The organism is Providencia sp. wls1916 (assembly GCF_009706585.1).
In the GTDB taxonomy this organism is placed as follows: domain Bacteria; phylum Pseudomonadota; class Gammaproteobacteria; order Enterobacterales; family Enterobacteriaceae; genus Providencia; species Providencia lanzhouensis.
Window position 1 is genome coordinate 150,008 of record NZ_WLUL01000003.1, and the last position, 19,397, is coordinate 169,404.

At 44.5% G+C, this 19,397-nt stretch carries 16 protein-coding genes and 4 tRNA genes; 1 reads left to right on the forward strand and 19 read right to left on the reverse strand.

Features of this window, described 5'->3' with window-relative positions; genetic code table 11:
• Positions 1 to 198: 198 nt before the first annotated feature.
• From GKR61_RS01335 to trxA, 19 genes are all read right to left on the reverse strand, one after another.
• Positions 199 to 275 (reverse strand) — tRNA-Pro (locus GKR61_RS01335).
• Between the two features lie 43 nt (positions 276 to 318).
• Positions 319 to 404, reverse strand: a tRNA-Leu gene (locus GKR61_RS01340).
• 16 nt (positions 405 to 420) lie between these two features.
• Positions 421 to 496, reverse strand: a tRNA-His gene (locus GKR61_RS01345).
• A gap of 79 nt (positions 497 to 575) precedes the next feature.
• Positions 576 to 652: transfer RNA gene (locus GKR61_RS01350), tRNA-Arg, on the reverse strand.
• Between the two features lie 164 nt (positions 653 to 816).
• Entirely contained in the window at positions 817 to 2,196 is a 1,380-nt protein-coding gene (thrP, locus tag GKR61_RS01355) for a bifunctional threonine/serine APC transporter ThrP (RefSeq protein ID WP_108478785.1), read from the reverse strand.
• Between the two features lie 233 nt (positions 2,197 to 2,429).
• A complete protein-coding gene (gene wecG, locus GKR61_RS01360) occupies positions 2,430 to 3,167 on the reverse strand; it encodes a lipopolysaccharide N-acetylmannosaminouronosyltransferase (RefSeq protein ID WP_036948834.1) in 738 nt (245 codons plus the stop codon).
• Between the two features lie 10 nt (positions 3,168 to 3,177).
• Positions 3,178 to 4,533, reverse strand: coding sequence for an ECA oligosaccharide polymerase (wzyE, locus tag GKR61_RS01365; RefSeq protein ID WP_154599723.1), 1,356 nt, complete (start codon positions 4,531 to 4,533; stop codon positions 3,178 to 3,180).
• On the reverse strand, positions 4,530 to 5,612 hold the full coding sequence (locus GKR61_RS01370) for a TDP-N-acetylfucosamine:lipid II N-acetylfucosaminyltransferase (RefSeq protein ID WP_036948830.1): 1,083 nt from the start codon (positions 5,610 to 5,612) through the stop codon (positions 4,530 to 4,532). The genes wzyE and GKR61_RS01370 overlap by 4 nt, the downstream gene beginning before the upstream one ends.
• Positions 5,609 to 6,859 (reverse strand): lipid III flippase WzxE, encoded by a 1,251-nt coding sequence (gene wzxE, locus GKR61_RS01375; RefSeq protein WP_036948828.1) that lies wholly within the window; start codon positions 6,857 to 6,859, stop codon positions 5,609 to 5,611. The genes GKR61_RS01370 and wzxE overlap by 4 nt, the downstream gene beginning before the upstream one ends.
• Complete coding sequence (gene rffA, locus GKR61_RS01380; RefSeq protein ID WP_154599724.1) at positions 6,859 to 7,989, reverse strand: dTDP-4-amino-4,6-dideoxygalactose transaminase; 1,131 nt, start codon at positions 7,987 to 7,989, stop codon at positions 6,859 to 6,861. Before rffA ends, wzxE begins: the two co-directional genes overlap by 1 nt.
• Positions 7,976 to 8,716: a dTDP-4-amino-4,6-dideoxy-D-galactose acyltransferase gene (rffC, locus tag GKR61_RS01385; protein ID WP_336426578.1), complete on the reverse strand. Its 741-nt coding sequence runs from the start codon at positions 8,714 to 8,716 to the stop codon at positions 7,976 to 7,978. The genes rffA and rffC overlap by 14 nt, the downstream gene beginning before the upstream one ends.
• The gene (gene rfbA / locus GKR61_RS01390; protein WP_036948820.1) at positions 8,694 to 9,575 is read right to left on the reverse strand and encodes a glucose-1-phosphate thymidylyltransferase RfbA; all 882 of its coding nucleotides are present in this window, start codon (positions 9,573 to 9,575) and stop codon (positions 8,694 to 8,696) included. Before rfbA ends, rffC begins: the two co-directional genes overlap by 23 nt.
• Before the next feature lie 8 nt (positions 9,576 to 9,583).
• Positions 9,584 to 10,657 (reverse strand): dTDP-glucose 4,6-dehydratase, encoded by a 1,074-nt coding sequence (gene rffG / locus GKR61_RS01395; protein WP_181477694.1) that lies wholly within the window; start codon positions 10,655 to 10,657, stop codon positions 9,584 to 9,586.
• The gene (wecC, locus tag GKR61_RS01400) at positions 10,648 to 11,910 is read right to left on the reverse strand and encodes a UDP-N-acetyl-D-mannosamine dehydrogenase (protein ID WP_036948818.1); all 1,263 of its coding nucleotides are present in this window, start codon (positions 11,908 to 11,910) and stop codon (positions 10,648 to 10,650) included. Before wecC ends, rffG begins: the two co-directional genes overlap by 10 nt.
• Positions 11,907 to 13,037, reverse strand: a complete 1,131-nt coding sequence (wecB, locus tag GKR61_RS01405) for a non-hydrolyzing UDP-N-acetylglucosamine 2-epimerase (protein WP_036948815.1) — start codon at positions 13,035 to 13,037, stop codon at positions 11,907 to 11,909. Before wecB ends, wecC begins: the two co-directional genes overlap by 4 nt.
• A gap of 96 nt (positions 13,038 to 13,133) precedes the next feature.
• Positions 13,134 to 14,192 (reverse strand): ECA polysaccharide chain length modulation protein, encoded by a 1,059-nt coding sequence (wzzE, locus tag GKR61_RS01410; protein ID WP_036948810.1) that lies wholly within the window; start codon positions 14,190 to 14,192, stop codon positions 13,134 to 13,136.
• 29 nt (positions 14,193 to 14,221) lie between these two features.
• Complete coding sequence (gene wecA / locus GKR61_RS01415) at positions 14,222 to 15,289, reverse strand: UDP-N-acetylglucosamine--undecaprenyl-phosphate N-acetylglucosaminephosphotransferase (RefSeq protein ID WP_036948807.1); 1,068 nt, start codon at positions 15,287 to 15,289, stop codon at positions 14,222 to 14,224.
• A 551-nt stretch (positions 15,290 to 15,840) separates the two neighbouring features.
• Entirely contained in the window at positions 15,841 to 17,100 is a 1,260-nt protein-coding gene (rho, locus tag GKR61_RS01420) for a transcription termination factor Rho (protein ID WP_004915469.1), read from the reverse strand.
• Between the two features lie 564 nt (positions 17,101 to 17,664).
• Complete coding sequence (gene trxA / locus GKR61_RS01425) at positions 17,665 to 17,991, reverse strand: thioredoxin TrxA (RefSeq protein ID WP_036948804.1); 327 nt, start codon at positions 17,989 to 17,991, stop codon at positions 17,665 to 17,667.
• Positions 17,992 to 18,108: 117 nt separating this feature from the next.
• Here trxA and rhlB point away from each other — a divergent pair, with 117 nt between their 5' ends.
• The gene (gene rhlB / locus GKR61_RS01430; RefSeq protein WP_036948801.1) at positions 18,109 to 19,395 is read left to right on the forward strand and encodes an ATP-dependent RNA helicase RhlB; all 1,287 of its coding nucleotides are present in this window, start codon (positions 18,109 to 18,111) and stop codon (positions 19,393 to 19,395) included.
• The last annotated feature ends 2 nt before the right edge of the window (positions 19,396 to 19,397 follow it).

Below are 19,397 nucleotides of genomic sequence, written 5' to 3' on the forward strand. Positions count from 1 at the left end.
TTCTTGTTAAAAGCGATGCCTGAGATATTAAGAATAAAGATAATAAAAAATAGACTCATAGATAAAGATAAGAAGATAAGAAGATAAGAAGATAAGAAGATAAGAAGATAAGAATACGGAAAGGAAAATAATCAGGTTAGAAATGGTTACGGTTTTAAAATGCAAAAACCCCGCTCGATTGAGCGGGGTTCTTTAAATTGGTCGGCGAGAGAGGATTCGAACCTCCGACCCACTGGTCCCAAACCAGTTGCGCTACCAAGCTGCGCTACTCGCCGAAATTTAACTGCTTAAGGCAGTAACTCGATATCATTTTTTTCGTGGTGCGAAAGGGGGGACTTGAACCCCCACGTCCATAGGACACTAACACCTGAAGCTAGCGCGTCTACCAATTCCGCCACCCTCGCAATGTCACAAAAAAAATGGGGTGGCTAATGGGACTCGAACCCACGACAACTGGAATCACAATCCAGGGCTCTACCAACTGAGCTATAGCCACCATAACTTCACTTATTTCAAAGTGTTGTCATACTACTACATACAACTTTATTTTGCCACCGTAGCTTGTCACCTTTTGATGGTGCGCCCGACAGGATTCGAACCTGAGACCTCTGCCTCCGGAGGGCAGCGCTCTATCCAGCTGAGCTACGGGCGCTTAACGCCGTTGCGGGAGAGGATAGTACGGATTTATCCCCCTGCTGTCTAGTCCTTTTTTCAATAAAATTATCGATTGCTTGCCTTTTATCCATTTCGTCGAGAAAGAGAGCATTTTTTCCCTCTTTCTCGTCTATTAGATGAAATTTTACCCACAAAATATTTTTACGATGGGCTTTTATCATGGCGACTAAAGCTGCGGATCACAAAATAAAGCCCGGAAACCGTCAATAAAAAGATAGCCCCTACAATCAGTGACAAACGCGTTTCTGGATTAATCGCCATCCCCACCAGCACACAGGCTAAAAACAGCAGCGTGGCGTAGTTCACCCATGGAAACAGAATCGATTTAAACGTATGCCCTGCCATCTGCTGCTGGTTCTGCTTACGAAAACGTAGCTGGCTGGTCAAGATCACTAGCCAAGGCACCATTCCTGGCAAGACGCTTGCACTATATACATACACAAATACCTGTTCAGGGTTTGGAATGATATAGTTCAAGCTCGACCCTGCAACCAAGCATAAGATAGTAAAACCGACACAACGCGCCGGAACGCCGTTTTTCGTCAGTTTTAATAGTCCACTCGGTAACTGCTTATTTTGCGCCAGCGCGTATAACATACGCCCGCCGCTGTACATGCCGCTATTGCAGCCAGACAATGCTGCAGTGAGCACCACAAAGTTAATTACCGCCGCTGCCGAGACAATCCCCACTTTAGCGAATGTCATCACAAACGGGCTGCCTTGTTGCCCGACTTCTGTCCACGGGAACAGCGTCACCACAATAAAAATGGCGCCGACATAGAAAATAAGAATGCGCCACAGAATATTATTGATGGCTTTTTTCAGTGTCACTTGTGGGTTTTTGGCTTCTCCTGCGGTGATCCCGACGAGCTCAACGCCTTGATAAGATGCCACCACGATACACAACGCAAATAAGAAACCTTTCCAGCCGCCAGCGAAGAATCCGCCATGCTCGGTCAAGTTAGCCAATCCAATCGGCTCGAAATTATTGCCAAGACCAAAGAAAATTAGCCCCAAACCAATCAAAATCATCACGACGATCGTGGTCACTTTGATCATCGCAAACCAGAATTCTAGCTCGCCGTATAGCCTTACTGCGGCGAGGTTTGCCAGTGCCACCAACGCAACGGCAACCATCGCAAATATCCACTGGGGCACATCAGGGAACCAATACTTTGCATATTCCCCTATTGCAGTTATCTCTGAAATTCCAACCGCGACCCACATAAACCAATAACCCCACGCGGTTAAACATCCCCAAAAAGGACTTAAATATTTATAACCAAATGAAGCAAATGAACCAGTGACTGGCTCCAGAAAGAGCATTTCGCCCATAGAACGCATGATGAAGAAGACAAATAACCCTGCGATAATATACGCCAACAATACGGATGGTCCCGCCCACTTCAACGTACTCGCTGAGCCCATAAATAGCCCAACCCCAATTGTCCCGCCCAAAGCAATCAGCTCAATATGACGGGCTTCTAGCCCTCGCTGAAGACCTTGCTGTGGCTTATCCATAATTTCCCCTGTCGATAATAACCATTCGATATTCGCAGCTCTAATAGCCATAACTTTTTAGTCATCGCGGCTGGTTGTCAAAAATAAAATAAAAAATACAATCCCCCAAGATACCGTGAGATCCCTTAGGTTGCATCTATTTTTGAACAATTGTAGGTATATTTGAAGATAGAATGGGGGCGCCAGAAATAAATAGACCCGCATAATGCGGGTCTATTCAGTCGGAAAAGCGCTTAAAGCTTACCACCGTAGTAGTAGCCTAAAAACTTCAGCAATTTAAACTGTCGTTTAATTCGTGTTGGTTGGGAAAGTAAGCGATACAGCCATTCTAGCCCTAAGTTTTGCCAGACTTTAGGCGCACGCTTAACATGCCCGGTGAACACATCATAAGTTCCACCGACGCCCATATACAAAGCATCAGGATGCACAACACGGCAATCACGCATAAAGATTTCTTGCTTAGGAGAGCCCATCGCCACGGTCACAATCTTGGCACCGCTCGCGTGAATACGCTCAAACAGCGCACTGCGATCTTCTGCCGTAAAGTAGCCATCTTGGGAATCCACAATGTTGACATTCCATTGTGCGCGTAGCTTCGCTTTAGTCTGCTCAAGAATTTCTGGCTTGCCGCCCACTAAAAATACTGGGGTGCCTTCTTTTCCTGCGCGCTCCATTAAGCCTTCCCATAAATCGGCACCTGCCACACGAGAAACCTCGGCTTTTGGATATTTACGGCGAATAGCACGCACAATGCTGATCCCATCTGCATAAAGGTATTCCGCCTGCCCTAATAAGGTATTCAGCGCAGTATCTTGCTCTGCGATCATCACTTTCTCTGCGTTGATAGCCACTAATGTGCCTGTTTTGGTCTTACCGTCAGCAAACAGATAGTCCAAGAAATGGGCCATGTTTTTAAAGCCCCAAATATTATGACCTCTGATGCTATATTGAGGAATTGACGACTGTTCCATGATGCTCCTTTTAACGGCTTTCCCGTTGACCACTTTTTAAATATAAAGCGGCTTTGGTACGAATAAGACCGGCACTTTCAAATAACCAGTACAGTAATTTAGCTAACACTAAACATAGCCCGAAGACTAAGCAGAAAAAGACTACGCGCGAGACAAAGGAATCGACCCCTTCACGAGCTAATACAATCATGTTGAAGATGGCGCCGAAACAAAATGCCTGCATAATCGCAGCCTTGTAACGGTTGGATTCTTTTAGACTTAACCCATAAATCCAATCAAACCATTTAATGATCATGCCCACCACGATAGCGCCCAGCGGGATAAACAGCACGCCCCCCATGACCACCAGCGAGCCAATTAACGTAGGCGAAATCGCTAACCCAGAATGGTTATTCAGCACTTCCCAGGTAAAATAGTTAGCCGAGTTTAATACCGTATCAGGGCGTTCAGGCCATACCCATGCTGGAATAAACACATAGAAATCACGGATAATCGGCGCTAAACCTTGGAATTCCATTTGGTCATAATAGCTGAGCAATAATCCTAAGTTTTCCCATGGCGAGAACGTATCGCGAGTTAGATACAAGAAGGTGTAAAACGCTTCGGCACCGCTCACATCAAGACCGTAACGCTTGAGAGCTAACCAGAACATCCCAACAATACTTGCCACACCCGCCGCTGCCAGCATCCAAAGCGTGATCCAGCCTCTGACAATCCCGATAAATAGGAACAGGGCAAATGCCAAGATAATGTTGGCACGGGTTCCGCCCACAATCACATAGGTTAAGAAACCGAATGAAACCGTGCTGATCAGGAAGAAAATCCAGCGTTTTTGCGTGGGTTTCAAGAAATAAACAATCAGCATTGCAGGGATAAAGAAGTAAAAAAAGCGCTTCAATGCCACGCCCGACACCTGACTGGAGAATATCTGGCTATAGGATTTCAACTTAAACAGCAAGAAACCGTTATCCATGAAAAAAATGCCTACAGTAACCACCGCCACGGCAATCAGCAGTAGACAGGTCAGATTGGTTTCCACCTTATTCATACTAAATACGGCGCGACGCTGGGTATCCACGCGCTTAGTTAAACGCGTTTTGTACGTCACGTAGTAAATGGCGTAGAAGCTGGTTGACGCCAACATGGCATACATCAAGTAATCTGCGGGGACGATTGCCACGTCAAACTGGAAAACCAATGCACAAGTCAGCGGGAATCCGAAGTAAAACGTCAGCAAATACAATAAGGTAAAGAAAATATTAAAATTAAAGCGCACGCGCAAAAACTCTTTATACATCAGCGTGCCGATAAAGATAATAGAGATTAGGTAGATAAGCGCTAAGCCACCCAATTCAAGCAATGTCATGCTTTCGCCTCCGCAATGCTGAGGATCTGTTTCCAGCCATCAGTAAAGTTAGGCGCAAAGAATTCAATATGCTGTTTATTCAGCGAATTCATTTGGCGTTGTGCTTCATCCACTAATGGCAGAGTCAGCTCATCACCATAGAAAAAGACTGGGACATTCTGCGCCGTTAAATCTTGCCAGAAGGTATTTTGGCGACTAATGACAAAAGGAATAGAGAACTGAATAAGCAAACAAACCGTTCCAACCCCTTGTTGGCGATTAAAAATAAAGTAGCCAAGATCGCAGGTTTTCAGCAAATTCAGGTAATCTTCGAACGCCATACGTTCTTTAAGAATATCCACCTGCCCCTGAGGGAATTCGCTTTGTGCTGCTTGCTCAACTTCAGCAATATAGTTTTGGTTATTCGCTGGGTAGCCCATCGGGACTATCACCTTCACCTTGTCACCAAATTGCTGTTTAATCGCGCTCAGCGCTTCCACATGACGATTAGAGCGGTCACCTGAGTTACCGAGCAGGATAGTTAATTGCTCGCCCTCACGAGGCTGACGTTCGTTTAGCGTCAATGCCGGATCCATACGCGTCGGGAAATAGAGAACCGACGATGGCACATTAGGATTCGACTGCTGAAAATGGCACAAATCTCCCCGTGTTGCACAAACGTGCCCCACTTTTTTTTGAGCCAGACGACGTAGAATATAAAACAGCTTGAATTTCAGTGAGCTAGATTCTTCATAGAGATCAGCGCCCCAAATATGCCACCAGAATTGATGGGATTTTATCTTGCCAAAAAGCAGTGCTAACCAAATTGGCGCATTAAATTGCCCATGGAAGAAAAAGCGTGTACGACGCTCCGCTTTCGCGCGACGAATAACGCTATCTGCAATAGATTGTTTGCTGTCAAAAACTTCAATTTCAAGCATCGGATAGGCAGCAGCAAGCTGCGCATCCTGGCTCACCACCATAAAATGCGGCTTTTGTGACGGTGCCATCTCTTGGCAAATAACGTTATTAAAAAACGTTAAAACCGTCTGATTATGATGCGGGAGATCAGATCCCAGTACATGTATTAAGGTTGTCATGCTCGCCTACGGTAGATCAAAAATACGCAACAACAGAGAGTAAAATATACGATATAGGTCGCCATATAGGCTTGTGTCGCCCCCACGGCGCCATGTTCAGGAATAAACCAATGGGCAAAGCCCGTTAACAGAACAAATTGGCTAACTTCCGTAAGAACATAAAAACGTAGCGCTGCTTTCGCGATGACGAGATAACCAAAGACGTAAGCACCCACTTTCAATACATCGCCGACCAGCTGCCAAGCAAACAGGTCTCTCATCCCTGTAAACTCTTTTGAGAACAGCAGCCAAATCGCAAAATCACGCAGCAGCCAAACCGTAAAGCTCACGGCGGCAACAGCCGGTAATACAAACTTCAATGCCTTAACAATTTCGGCAGAAATTTCATTTTTATGCTGTAAACGGGACAGCGTGGGCAGTAAATATACCGAAAATGTTGCTGTGATGAATTGTAAATAGGCATCCGAAATCGTGGTAACGCCCGTCCATAATCCCACTTCATCCCAGCTATAAGTCTGTGCCAATAAATTTCGCATCATGATATAGGCAACAGGCAGTGTGATTGCCGTGAGCATTGCCATGATGGTGAACTTACCTAAATTAGTGGCAATAGCTTTATCCCATGCGGGTTTTAGTGATGACAACGCAAATTGTTTACGTCGAATAATCATCCCAACCGCAGGCAATACCACTAAAGCGGGTACCAATGCTAGCCCTGCAAGTGCGCCATCATAACCTCCCATCAGATAGCATAAATAATAGGCGACTACGCCGATTATGCTACCAAAAATGATGGCCGTCGCATTCCCAGCAGCGTCTCGGTAACCTTTCAAAATCGCCAAGAAATAGTTCGCATACGCGATACCCATTTGAATCAAGGCAACCATGCGGATCACGCCACTGTATTGCTCAGTATCAAATAGTGCAGCACTGATAGGGGCGCTACATAGCAAGAAAATAATCGCCAGTAACGTTGAAAATCCGAGGATTATCGTTGAAGACGTTCCCAGCACAGCCCGTAATTTCTGCGGATCTTGATGGTGTTCTGCCACATATTTTGTGACGCCATTGAAGATCCCAGCGCCAGACAATACGCCTAGCACCGTAATTAATTGGCGGAAGTTCCCCGCCAGACCCACACCACTCGGGCCAAATGAGACTGCAAATAATTTCACGATCAACAGGCCCACCCCGATTTTAATCAGGGTAGACCCAGCAGTCCAAACCGATGCTTTAGCGAGTGACATTAGGCAAAGAACGCTTTGATTCGCTCAATAACCACTTGTTGCTCGTCGTCTGTCATGTTGTAGAACATTGGCAGGCGCACTAAACGGTCACTTTCAACCGAGGTGTATTTGTCTTCACCGTGGAAATAGCCGAATTCCAGTCCAGCAGGGCTGGTGTGCAGTGGCACATAATGGAACACCGTCAAAATACCATGGGATTTCATATAGTCATTGAACGCTGTGCGCTCTTCCACATCTTTGAGTTTGATATAGAACATATGGGCATTATGCTTCAGCCCTTCCGGCACGGTTGCTAACACTAAACGACCTGCAGCCACCAGTGGTTGTAACGCTTGATAATAGCGATCCCACAGCAGTAAGCGGCGTTCGTTGATTTTGTCTGCTTCTTCTAACTGCGCCCATAAATAGGCTGCTTGTAAGTCAGATAACAGGTAGCTTGAACCGATGTCGCGCCAGGTGTATTTGTCCACTTGACCACGGAAGAATTGACTGCGGTTTGTGCCTTTTTCACGGATCACTTCTGCACGGTTAATCAACGCTTTATCATTGATTAAGGTCGCACCACCTTCACCACCCGAAGAGTAGTTTTTGGTTTCATGGAAGCTATAGCAACCAATATGACCGATGGTACCCAGTGCTTTACCTTTATAGGTGGACATCACGCCTTGCGCTGCGTCTTCAATCACAAATAAATTGTGTTTCTTCGCAATCGCCATGATGGTGTCCATTTCGCAAGCCACGCCTGCGTAGTGAACAGGAACAATTGCACGTGTACGATCAGTGATTGCCGCTTCAATTTTGGTTTCATCGATATTCATCGTATCTGGACGAATATCCACAAACACAATTTTAGCGCCACGTAACACGAATGCGTTAGAGGTCGATACGAAGGTAAAGCTTGGCATGATGACTTCATCGCCTGGCTTAATATCAATCAGGATCGCTGCCATTTCTAATGAAGCGGTGCAAGACGGCGTTAACTGGACCTTCGGACAGTTAAAACGTTTCTCCATCCACTCTTCACAACGCTTAGTGAAACCACCATCCCCGCACAGTTTGCCACTTGCCATGGCCTGCTTCATATACTCAACTTCAGTACCTACAACGGGTGGTTTATTAAATGGAATCATGTTGTCCCCTGTATAACCAATATGCTGTGCTGGCGATAGCCGCACCGCTACGTGAATAAAGATTTAACGCCGCAACATTGCTCATTTGTGTGGCAACATTTAACTGTCTTTTTTGGTGTTGCACACACCACTGATACGCTGCTGACATTAATTTCCGACCGATACCGCGTCCTGCTGCACTTGGCGTTGCCGCTAACAGCCCAATTCGCGCTGTATTTGCATCAAGGCTGCGTAGGCTAACGAAACCTAAAATATCACCTGCATTATCTCTAAGGAGTAAACAGGTGTGGTCAAAGGTGCCGAGAACGGCTTTTTCTATCCATAATGCATAAAACCGACCGCTGTCCCCTTCATGGTACCAAGGGGTTCTAAAGCGGCTGTTACTAAACACAGAGGCCGCGGTGTCGCGCAGAGAAACAATATCCCCTGTTTGTGCAACAATCACATTATCCGTCTCTGATAACGCTGTGTTTAGATAAGCATTTTCTGTGCCAATAGTTAACGCAAAATCAATTTCGCCTTCAACAAAACTGAATCCCATACTGGCAAGTTCATCGATTTTAGCTGTTTCGGATGCCGCGACTTTCGCTTGCACAATATCAAACTTATCCAATTGATAAGAAAGAATAATTTGCGCATCAGTCGCGGCGAAATCCAGTTTCGCCGTTGAACGTTTGAAAAAATCAGACTCCCAATCTAGGGGATCAATATTGGCGCGGACGGACACGAAGTAAGTCCTCTAAATATTTGCCATAGCCTGTTTTATTCAGGCGAGTTGCGGCTTCTTTAACTTGGTCGTCTGATAACCAGCCATTGCGCCATGCAATCTCTTCTAAACAAGCCACTTTAAAGCCTTGGCGTTTCTCAACGGTCTGAACAAATGTTCCAGCTTCAATTAAGCTGTCATGAGTTCCCGTATCTAACCAAGCGAATCCACGACCAAGCAGCTCAACACTAAGCTCGCCGCGCTCTAAATACATTTGGTTGATAGAGGTAATTTCTAATTCACCGCGCTCAGAAGGTTTTACTTGTTTAGCAAAATCAACCACTTGGTTATCATAGAAATATAAACCCGTTACTGCCCAGTTTGATTTTGGTTGTTTTGGTTTTTCTTCGATAGACAACGCTTTGAAATTGTCATCAAATTCCACCACACCAAAACGCTCAGGATCCATGACTTGGTAGCCGAATACTGTCGCGCCTTTTTGGCGTGCCGCGACTGACATTAATTTAGGGCTGAATGAGTGACCGAAGAAAATGTTATCGCCCAGCACTAAGCAGCAAGAGTCCCCATTAATGAACTCTTCACCAATGATAAACGCTTGAGCCAGCCCATCTGGAGAAGGCTGTTCCGCGTAGCTCAATTCGATACCAAACTCATGACCGTCGCCCAGTAAACGCTGGAACATAGGCAAATCATCCGGCGTTGAAATCACCAGAATTTCACGGATCCCTGCTAGCATTAACACTGACAGCGGATAGTAGATCATTGGCTTGTCATAAATCGGCAGCAACTGTTTTGAGATGCCGCGAGTGATCGGGTGCAAACGCGTTCCCGAGCCACCAGCCAGAATAATACCTTTCATATTGCCTCCTAGCTGCCTAAGCCCAGACGTTCACCGGCATAGGAGCCATCTTGCACACGACGCCACCAAGTTTCGTTGTTTAAATACCACAGAACCGTTTTACGGATCCCGGATTCAAACGTCTCTTCAGGTGTCCAGCCTAATTCACGCTCAATTTTATCGGCGTCAATGGCGTAGCGCATATCGTGACCAGGACGATCTTTCACATACGTGATTAAGTCGCGGTAATGAGCAACCCCTTGAGGTTTCTGCGGGTGCAGTTCTTCAAGTAATTCACAAATTGTTTCAACCACTTGAATATTACGACGCTCGTTATGGCCACCAATATTGTAGGTTGACCCCGGCTGTGCTTGAGTGGCCACTAAATGCAGCGCACGGGCATGGTCTTCCACAAACAGCCAGTCGCGAATTTGCTCACCTTTGCCATACACTGGCAGCGGCTTGCCGGAAATCGCATTCAAAATAATCAATGGGATTAACTTCTCAGGGAAGTGATAAGGGCCATAGTTATTTGAGCAGTTGGTGATCATGGTCGGTAAACCATACGTTCTCTGCCACGCACGCACTAAATGGTCGCTGGACGCTTTTGAGGCTGAATATGGGCTGCTTGGTGCATACGGTGTAGTTTCCGTAAAGAAGCCATCTGGACCTTCCAAGTCACCATACACTTCATCGGTTGAAATGTGATGGAAACGGAAAGCCGCTTTTTTACTATCTTCAAGTGCAGACCAGTAATGACGAGCCGCTTCTAACAGTGTGTAAGTACCCACTATGTTGGTTTCGATAAATGCCGCTGGGCCATCAATTGAGCGGTCAACGTGGCTTTCTGCCGCTAAATGCATCACAACATCAGGCTTGTGTTCAGCAAACACTTTATCCAATGCAGCGCGGTCACAAATGTTCACTTGTTCAAAAGCGTAGCGCTCGCTATTGGCAACTTCCGCTAATGATTCCAAATTGCCCGCGTAGGTTAAACAGTCAACCACAATCGCGTGATCTTTTGTGTTTTCAATCACATGACGAACAACAGCAGAGCCGATAAAGCCGGCTCCACCTGTAATTAAAATACGTTTCAACGCCATACTCCTTTTGTATCCACAACCCATTTTTGTGGGATAGCAGAACCTTGGATACCTTTAAACAGGTTATGGTCGACTAACATCAGGATCACATCCGCTTCGCTCACAGCAGTTTCAATAGAAACCAGCTCCGCAATACCTTTCAGTGCAGTTGGTAATTCGTGAATATGTGGTTCAACTGCAAATGTTTTACCTGGGTTCCAGTTCGCAACCATTTTGGTGATGTGCATTGCTGGGCTTTCACGCAGGTCATCGATGTTTGGTTTGAACGACAAACCGAAACATGCGATTTTGATTTCATTCGCTTTTTTGCCAGTTTCCACTAAGCAATCAGCCACTGCGGCTTTCACTTGATCAACAACCCAGATTGGCTTGCCATCGTTAACTAAACGCGCAGTGTGGATTAAACGAGATTGTTTTGGGCTTTGTGCCACGATAAACCATGGGTCTACTGCGATACAGTGACCACCAACGCCTGGGCCCGGTTGCAAAATGTTCACGCGAGGGTGACGGTTTGCAAGGCTAATCAGTTCCCAAACATTGATATCTTGGTCTGCACAAATCAGCGATAATTCGTTAGCAAATGCGATATTGACGTCACGGAAGCTGTTTTCCGTTAACTTGCACATTTCAGCTGTTCTTGAGTTAGTGATTACACACTCACCTTCTAAGAAGATGTTATACAGTTCGCTAGCACGCAGTGAAGATTTAGGTGTCATCCCGCCGACAACACGGTCGTTTTTGATCAGTTCAACCATCACTTGACCCGGCAGTACGCGCTCAGGGCAATATGCCACGTCGATATCTGCTTCTTCACCAGCTTGGTGAGGGAAGGTCAAATCAGGGCGAGCTGCTGCTAACCACTGTGCCATTTGCTCCGTCGTACCTACTGGAGACGTGGACTCCAGAATCACTAAGTCGCCTTTTTTCAGAACTGGTGCGATAGATTCAGCTGCCGCTTTCACGTACACCAAATCAGGCTCGTGTTCACCTTTGAATGGTGTCGGAACAGCAATCAGGAATGCGTCTGCGGGTTGTGGCTTGGTGAAGGCTTTTAAGTGACCTTCTTCAACTGCTTTTTTCACCACAACGTCCAGCTCAGGTTCCACAATATGGATTTTACCTTGATTGATAGTGTCAACAGCATGTTGGTTGACATCTACGCCGACAACCTGCTTCTTACGAGATGCGAAGGCTGCCGCTGTTGGTAAACCGATATAACCGAGGCCGATAACAGAAATAGTTTCAAAACTCATAATTTCACCTGATTGCTTTTTAATGCTGCAAGAATACGCTGACAAGCATGACCATCACCATACGGGTTATGTGCGCGGCTCATTTCGTGATATTCCGCTTCATCTGTCAGTAACCGATTAACTTCATTTACAATGGTTTTTGTATCTGTACCCACTAAACGGACTGTCCCTGCATCAACAGCTTCAGGGCGTTCAGTGGTATCTCTCATAACTAAAACAGGCTTGCCTAAAGATGGCGCTTCTTCTTGAATACCGCCGGAATCCGTTAAAATCAGATACGCGTGGTTCATCAAATAGACGAACGGCAAATATTCTTGAGGGCTAATTAAGATAATATTATCAATACCATGCAGAATACGTTTTACAGGCTCGCTCACATTCGGGTTTAAGTGAACAGGGTAAACCACTTGAACATCAGGGTGAGTTTGAGCGATATCCGCTAATGCATGGCAAATGCGCTCAAAACCACCACCAAAACTTTCACGGCGGTGACCCGTTACAAGTAACATTTTTTTATTTGGATCGATAAATGGGTAATTTCCGGCTAATTCAGCCATCATGTTTTGGTTACCCATTACCTTCTCTTTGACCCACAACAGCGCATCAATGACCGTATTACCAGTCACAAAAATATGGCTATCGGGAATGGATTCGTTGAGTAAGTTTTGGCGCGAATTTTCTGTAGGCGCAAAATGGTACTGAGCAAGGTGCCCCGCAATTTTACGGTTACCTTCTTCTGGCCATGGAGAGTAGAGGTTCCCTGTGCGCAGTCCAGCTTCAACATGCCCAACGGGGATGCGATGGTAGAATGCCGCAAGACTGGTTGCCATTGTTGTGGCGGTATCGCCATGAACAAGGACAACATCGGGTTGGAAATCCGCAAATACTGCCTTTAATCCTTCCAGAATACGGCAAGTAATATCGGTTAAATCCTGACCTGGTTTCATAATGTTGAGATCATAATCGGGCGTGATCTCAAATAAGTTCAGTACTTGATCTAGCATTTCACGGTGCTGAGCGGTGACACACACTTTCGCTTCAAAGTCTGCATCATCAGCAAGAGCATGAACCAATGGAGCCATTTTAATGGCTTCAGGCCGTGTGCCGAATACAGTCAATACTTTCACAGTGACTCTCTTATATTTTCTTCGCAGTTTACTGCTTTCTTTAGTTTTAATGATGCTATTTCGCCACCGACCTTGCCGCCGGTGGCGAATATGACATTACGATGGGCGACGGCGAGACAGTACCACTCCGGCACCTACTAACATACCAATTGCACCCCACAGAACAGCAATAAATGCTCTGCGCGGACTATCGCGTTTGATTGGATCTTCAGGCGTTCGCAGATAACGATACGCATGGAAATTATCTTGAAGAACAGGCTCAACATTCAGCGTCGATAACATCGCCACATTTTGATCATAATCCGTGTCAAAATCTGGACCCGTTGCTTTTAATGTCTCAATTTGAGCTTGCAGTAATGGAACTCCTAACATAAACATTTTTGAGTCGGGAATTTCATCCACTGGCGCGGTCGTTTGATTACGTAAAATGCCTTGTTTTTCCGCTACTTTTAGGGCTTGTTCAAGGCTATTTAGACGACGATCATACGATGCCGTTGCGACCATCGCTTCACGTTTAACTAACGCTTTCATTGATTGGGTTTTGGTTGCCCACGTCCCTTTCAATTCATCATTCAAATTTGTAGTTGCGCGTTGATTAGCAAACTCAATATATTCACGTAAGAGTTGGTTGCTGTCTGTTGCTGTCTCAGCCACTAACTTCACGCTATCTGTTGGGTTTTTAAGTGCATCAGCTGGCGTATATTCGATATTGTTGATTAGCTCATCCAACAATGCCGCATCCGCTTTCGGATCATTCTCCAAACGCTGTTTATAATACTCAGTACCTAACCAAAATTGGCGGCGAGTATCGTAAGAACCAAGTTGTTTGGTAAATTCTTCATAAGCTTCTTTGGCAATCGTTGGTAATTGCCCTTCTTGCCCCACCGCATTAATACGAGAATCAAGGTTGCGCAGAAACTGTTGCTGAGAATAATAACTTCCCAGATTGTTCACAGTTGGTAAATCCGTGATAGCCGTTGTGCTCCACTTCGGCTGCATAAAATAGGACGCTCCCAGTGCAATCGCAGCAAAAATCACTGCACATGCGACGATCCAAATTTTACCCTGCCACAGTGAGCGGCATAAATCACGAATATCTAACTCCGCTTCAAGCGAGGTTTGATGTTGATTAGGTTGCGTTTCTGAGTTATTCACTGCACAGAACCTCTATAGTTCGTTTGTCGTTACCGGACCGCACTCTTACGCGCACGACGTCTAATTCGTTTGATAAAACGGGCGACTTTCCATGCTCGCTTGATGCAGTAACCATACATCATAAATACAAGCAAAAATAATGCCAACATTACCCATTCAGGAACGAATGAAAGGCGCTCGCCAATAATACCAATACACGCAAGAATTGCCGCAGCCAATGTGATGATTACAAATGCCCCTTTCGGGGTAAAACCTGAGCGCATAATCAAGTGATGAATATGCTGACGATCCGGTGAAAATGGACTCATACCTTTACGAATACGGCGGTACATAATTGCCACCATATCCATAAGCGGAATAGCAATAATCCATAATGCAGTCACTGGGTTGATTGGATGAACGTCTTCTTGTGTTGATGCTACCAAGATCCAAATAATGGTAAAACCAATCAACGTACTTCCCGCATCACCCATGAACACTTTAAAGCGACGCCCTAAAACACCCATATTCATGAGGATATAAGGAAGGATAGCCGCTATAAACGCAAAACACCAAAACGCTAACGCATAGTTACCATTTTGATACAGTAAGAAACCAAGGGCACCAAAGGAAACCGAGGACAAGCCGCCTAACAGGCCATCAATACCATCAACCATGTTGAAGGCATTGATCGCAGCCCAAACGGCAAATAAGGTGACGATATAACCAAATGGCCCAAGTACCAGTTCCCAAGGACCAAATGCATGGCCTAGAGATTCCAGTGACAGCCCACCCGCAGTCATCATTATCACGGCGACAATCGCTTGAACTCCAGCACGTAACTTCACACTGATGTCAAACCTATCATCCAGTGCACCAACGAACACTAAGAGCCCCGCACAAGCAATATATAGCCACTTATGGGGAATATATTCTTCTGTGATCATAAACGCGAAGCAAACGCCAAAGAAAACAGAGATCCCCCCAACCAGCGGAACCAATCCTACGTGTTTCTTCCTGAAATTCGGTTTATCAACCAAGCCAATTTTTTTAGCTACGATACGCGCGACAAAAATAAAGGCTAAGGTAAACAAAAAGACATAGAAGAGATTACTCATAAAGTGTGTGCTATCCACTGTTCTACTCTCTTATATTTCTATCTAACTTTTAAACACTAAAACTTTTGGTTGCTGTGATAGAAGTCCATCACACAGTATTCGAACAAAAATCAATCGTACGCTAAAACACATTTTTCTTGTTTTTAACATGCACAAAACATGCCGAAAAAAACATACAGCTCAAATTCAGCATAAATAAACAGTTTTGTGTGACAAATTTAACCTAAAGATTTTATCCTTTAATAAAGCAAGATGCATGCCATAAAACACAATCTCAGATTTGTTAACCATGATTTATGATTGTTTCCATCTAAACGAGTAAACATCACCCATTGGTTCTACTTAAGTATAAAAATTAATGTAGAAAATACCATCTTCTAGTGAATAAGCTAGTATCCGTTAATTATTTTATTTTACACATAAATAAAGTAACTCATGCTCATGTTGATAAATAATAAAGACTATTGTTTTGTGAATACTCACAGTTCATTGATAAAAAAATAGGCGCTCTAATTAGAGCGCCTATTTCTATACTCATAATCCTAACGAGACTATGCTCTTTTCATAAAATCAAAGAACTCTTCGTTAGTCTTAGTCATAGCTAATTTGCTGATAAGGAATTCCATTGCATCGATTTCGCCCATTGGGTGAATAATCTTACGCAGAATCCACATTTTTTGCAGTTCATCTTGAGAGGTGAGCAGCTCTTCTTTACGTGTACCAGAGCGGTTGTAATCAATCGCAGGGAAAACACGTTTTTCAGCAATTTTACGGGACAGGTGTAATTCCATGTTACCTGTTCCTTTAAATTCTTCGTAAATTACTTCATCCATTTTCGAACCGGTATCAACCAACGCGGTTGCGATGATAGTCAAGCTTCCGCCTTCTTCGACGTTACGAGCAGCACCGAAGAAACGTTTTGGACGATGTAATGCGTTTGCATCCACACCACCAGTCAATACTTTACCTGAAGAAGGTACGACGGTGTTGTATGCACGAGCAAGACGAGTAATAGAATCCAGTAAAATGATAACGTCTTTTTTATGCTCAACCAGACGTTTCGCTTTCTCGATAACCATTTCAGCAACTTGAACGTGACGCGCAGCTGGCTCATCAAATGTCGAAGCGATCACTTCACCTTTAACTAAGCGTTGCATTTCAGTAACTTCTTCTGGACGCTCATCGATCAGCAGAACCATCAATACGCAGTCAGGATAGTTGTGGGCAATGTTAGCCGCAATATTTTGCAGTAACATGGTTTTACCCGCTTTCGGAGGTGCAACGATCAAACCACGCTGTCCACGGCCGATAGGTGCGGCTAAGTCCAATACACGCGCAGTTAAATCTTCAGTAGAACCGTTACCACGCTCCATGCGCAGACGATTATTGGCATGTAATGGGGTTAAGTTTTCAAAAAGGATTTTGCTGCGGGCGTTTTCAGGTTTGTCAAAGTTAACTTCGTTAACTTTCAAGAGGGCAAAATAACGTTCACCTTCTTTCGGGGGACGAATTTTTCCTGAAATGGTGTCGCCGGTGCGTAGGTTAAAGCGGCGAATTTGGCTAGGGGAAACATAGATATCATCAGGGCCTGCGAGGTAAGAACTGTCTGCTGAACGGAGGAAACCAAATCCATCCTGCAATATTTCCAGTACGCCATCGCCGAAAATATCTTCTCCACTTTTAGCATGCTGCTTCAAAATTGAGAAAATAATATCCTGCTTTCTCATACGGGCTAAGTTCTCTAGCCCCATGTTTTCGCCTAACGTAATCAGTTCTGATACTGGCGTATTTTTTAATTCGGTAAGATTCATAATGGTGGGTTCTTTAACTCGGGGTATTTCTCGAACTATGAACGTAAATTGGAGGCAACTTTTATAGTGAACCTATGAAGCGCCAGTTTAACTTTATAGTGCCCTGTTGATAGATATGGACTCATAACCAACAACAATGCATTAAAATTTGTGCTAGCTACAACTAATATTGCTGTGAAGGTGTTGTGACTAACGAAAGCGTTATAATCATCAAGATGACATGCCGCATATTATTAGAAACGTAATCAATATTAGCAATAGTTTTTTATACATTTTAGGACAACATCTTATCCCTAATACAGCCCATTTATTTTACTCAAGACTTAAGCCACAGTGATACAACCATGAATTATCAACTTTATATTAATAATCAGTAACTAAAATTGGCATTGAACAGAACTGCAAGCTAGACGTTTCAGAAAAGAGCAAAGGCAAACAAGGTAATTCTTACGGGTACTCTATGAGGAATGCGGATAACTTATCATGCTTAAATGGGGACGTCTAGCGACTCTCTATATAAAATAAATGCGCCGCTAAACGTTTTGGCTTATATAAAGCTATAACTTACAGATTTTCGTCTAGAAATTCTTTCAGTTGAGTTTTAGATAAAGCACCAACTTTAGTTGCAGCTACACTGCCGTTTTTGAATAATAACAGTGTAGGGATACCGCGAATACCAAATTTTGGGGCAGTCGCTGGATTATCATCAATATTCAGTTTTGCGATAGTCACTTTGCCTGTATATTCTTCAGCAACTTCATCAAGGATTGGCGCGATCATTTTACAAGGTCCACACCATGCAGCCCAGAAGTCGACTAAAACAGGTGAACTTGCATTTAGAACGTCTGACTCAAAACTTGCATCAGTAATATGTTTAATTTTGTCGCTCATGTTGTACTCCAAAGGATCATTTTTACAGACATAGTGTAACATTAATTGGCAGCAGTATGCTTTATTTCAAAAGATACGCTTTCGTAAACCAACCGATAACTGATATTCTAACATACTATGAGTAAAGCACACTTGACAGAAAAGAAGTTTTCCGACTTCGCATTGCACCCAAAAGTCATTGAAGCACTTAATAAAAAAGGCTTCAACTTTTGCACGCCTATTCAGGCGTCTACCCTGCCTTATACTGTCGAAGGCAAAGATGTTGCGGGGCAAGCACAAACAGGTACAGGTAAAACGTTAGCATTCCTAACGTCTACATTTCATTTTCTCTTAACTCACCCGGCAATTGAGGGGAAAAAAACCAATCAGCCACGTGCGCTGATTATGGCTCCGACTCGCGAATTAGCCGTACAGATCTACTCCGATGCTAAAGAGCTCGCTGAGTACACTGGTTTGAAAATGGGTCTAGCCTATGGTGGTGATGGCTATGACGAACAATTACGCGTACTACAAAACGGCGTTGATATCCTTATTGGAACAACGGGTCGCCTTATTGATTACGCAAAACAAGGTCACGTTGATTTAGCGGCTATCCAAGTTGTTGTTTTGGATGAAGCTGACCGTATGTATGACCTCGGTTTTATTAAAGATATTCGTTGGCTATTCCGCCGTATGCCTGGCGCAGCGGACAGACTCAACTTATTGTTCTCCGCAACGCTCTCTTACCGTGTTAGAGAATTAGCGTTCGAACAAATGAACAGCCCGGAATATGTGGAAGTTGAACCACTACAAAAAACCGGTCACCGTATTAAAGAAGAGTTATTTTATCCATCCAACGAAGAAAAAATGCGCCTGCTGCAAACGCTACTCGAAGAAGAGTGGCCTGAGCGTTGCATTATTTTCGCAAATACGAAACATCGTTGTGATGATATCTGGGCTCACCTTGCAGCTGATGGTCACCGTGTCGGGTTATTGACTGGCGATGTCGCTCAGAAAAAACGTCTGCGTATTTTAGATCAGTTCACTCAAGGTCAAATTGATATCTTAGTTGCGACTGACGTTGCCGCTCGTGGATTACATATACCATCAGTAACTCATGTATTTAACTATGATTTACCTGACGATTGCGAAGACTATGTACACCGTATTGGACGTACAGGTCGTGCGGGTGAAAGCGGAAATTCTATCAGCTTAGCGTGTGAAGAATACGCACTAAACTTACCTGCAATCGAAGAGTATATTCAGCACTCTATCCCTGTCAGTAAATATAACAGTGATGCACTGCTGAGCGACCTGCCGGCACCAAAACGCCGTCATCGTCCGCGCCCAAGTGGTCCACGCCGCAATTCTAATGCGCCGCGTCGCCATAATGGCCCACGTAATAACCATAAACGTGCAGGCTGAGT

Excerpts from the sequence above, each read along its gene's own strand:
- rho (WP_004915469.1), bottom strand. The coding sequence starts at position 17,100 with ATGAATCTTACCGAATTAAAAAATACGCCAGTATCAGAACTGATTACG.
- trxA (WP_036948804.1), bottom strand. The coding sequence starts at position 17,991 with ATGAGCGACAAAATTAAACATATTACTGATGCAAGTTTTGAGTCAGAC.
- wecG (WP_036948834.1), bottom strand. The coding sequence starts at position 3,167 with ATGGAACAGTCGTCAATTCCTCAATATAGCATCAGAGGTCATAATATT.
- rffA (WP_154599724.1), bottom strand. The coding sequence starts at position 7,989 with ATGATTCCATTTAATAAACCACCCGTTGTAGGTACTGAAGTTGAGTAT.
- wecC (WP_036948818.1), bottom strand. The coding sequence starts at position 11,910 with ATGAGTTTTGAAACTATTTCTGTTATCGGCCTCGGTTATATCGGTTTA.
- wzyE (WP_154599723.1), bottom strand. The coding sequence starts at position 4,533 with ATGACATTGCTTGAATTGGGTGGCTTAGCGCTTATCTACCTAATCTCT.
- rfbA (WP_036948820.1), bottom strand. The coding sequence starts at position 9,575 with ATGAAAGGTATTATTCTGGCTGGTGGCTCGGGAACGCGTTTGCACCCG.
- wzxE (WP_036948828.1), bottom strand. The coding sequence starts at position 6,859 with ATGTCACTCGCTAAAGCATCGGTTTGGACTGCTGGGTCTACCCTGATT.
- rhlB (WP_036948801.1), top strand. The coding sequence starts at position 18,109 with ATGAGTAAAGCACACTTGACAGAAAAGAAGTTTTCCGACTTCGCATTG.
- wecA (WP_036948807.1), bottom strand. The coding sequence starts at position 15,289 with ATGAGTAATCTCTTCTATGTCTTTTTGTTTACCTTAGCCTTTATTTTT.
- thrP (WP_108478785.1), bottom strand. The coding sequence starts at position 2,196 with ATGGATAAGCCACAGCAAGGTCTTCAGCGAGGGCTAGAAGCCCGTCAT.
- rffG (WP_181477694.1), bottom strand. The coding sequence starts at position 10,657 with ATGGCGTTGAAACGTATTTTAATTACAGGTGGAGCCGGCTTTATCGGC.
- GKR61_RS01370 (WP_036948830.1), bottom strand. The coding sequence starts at position 5,612 with ATGACAACCTTAATACATGTACTGGGATCTGATCTCCCGCATCATAAT.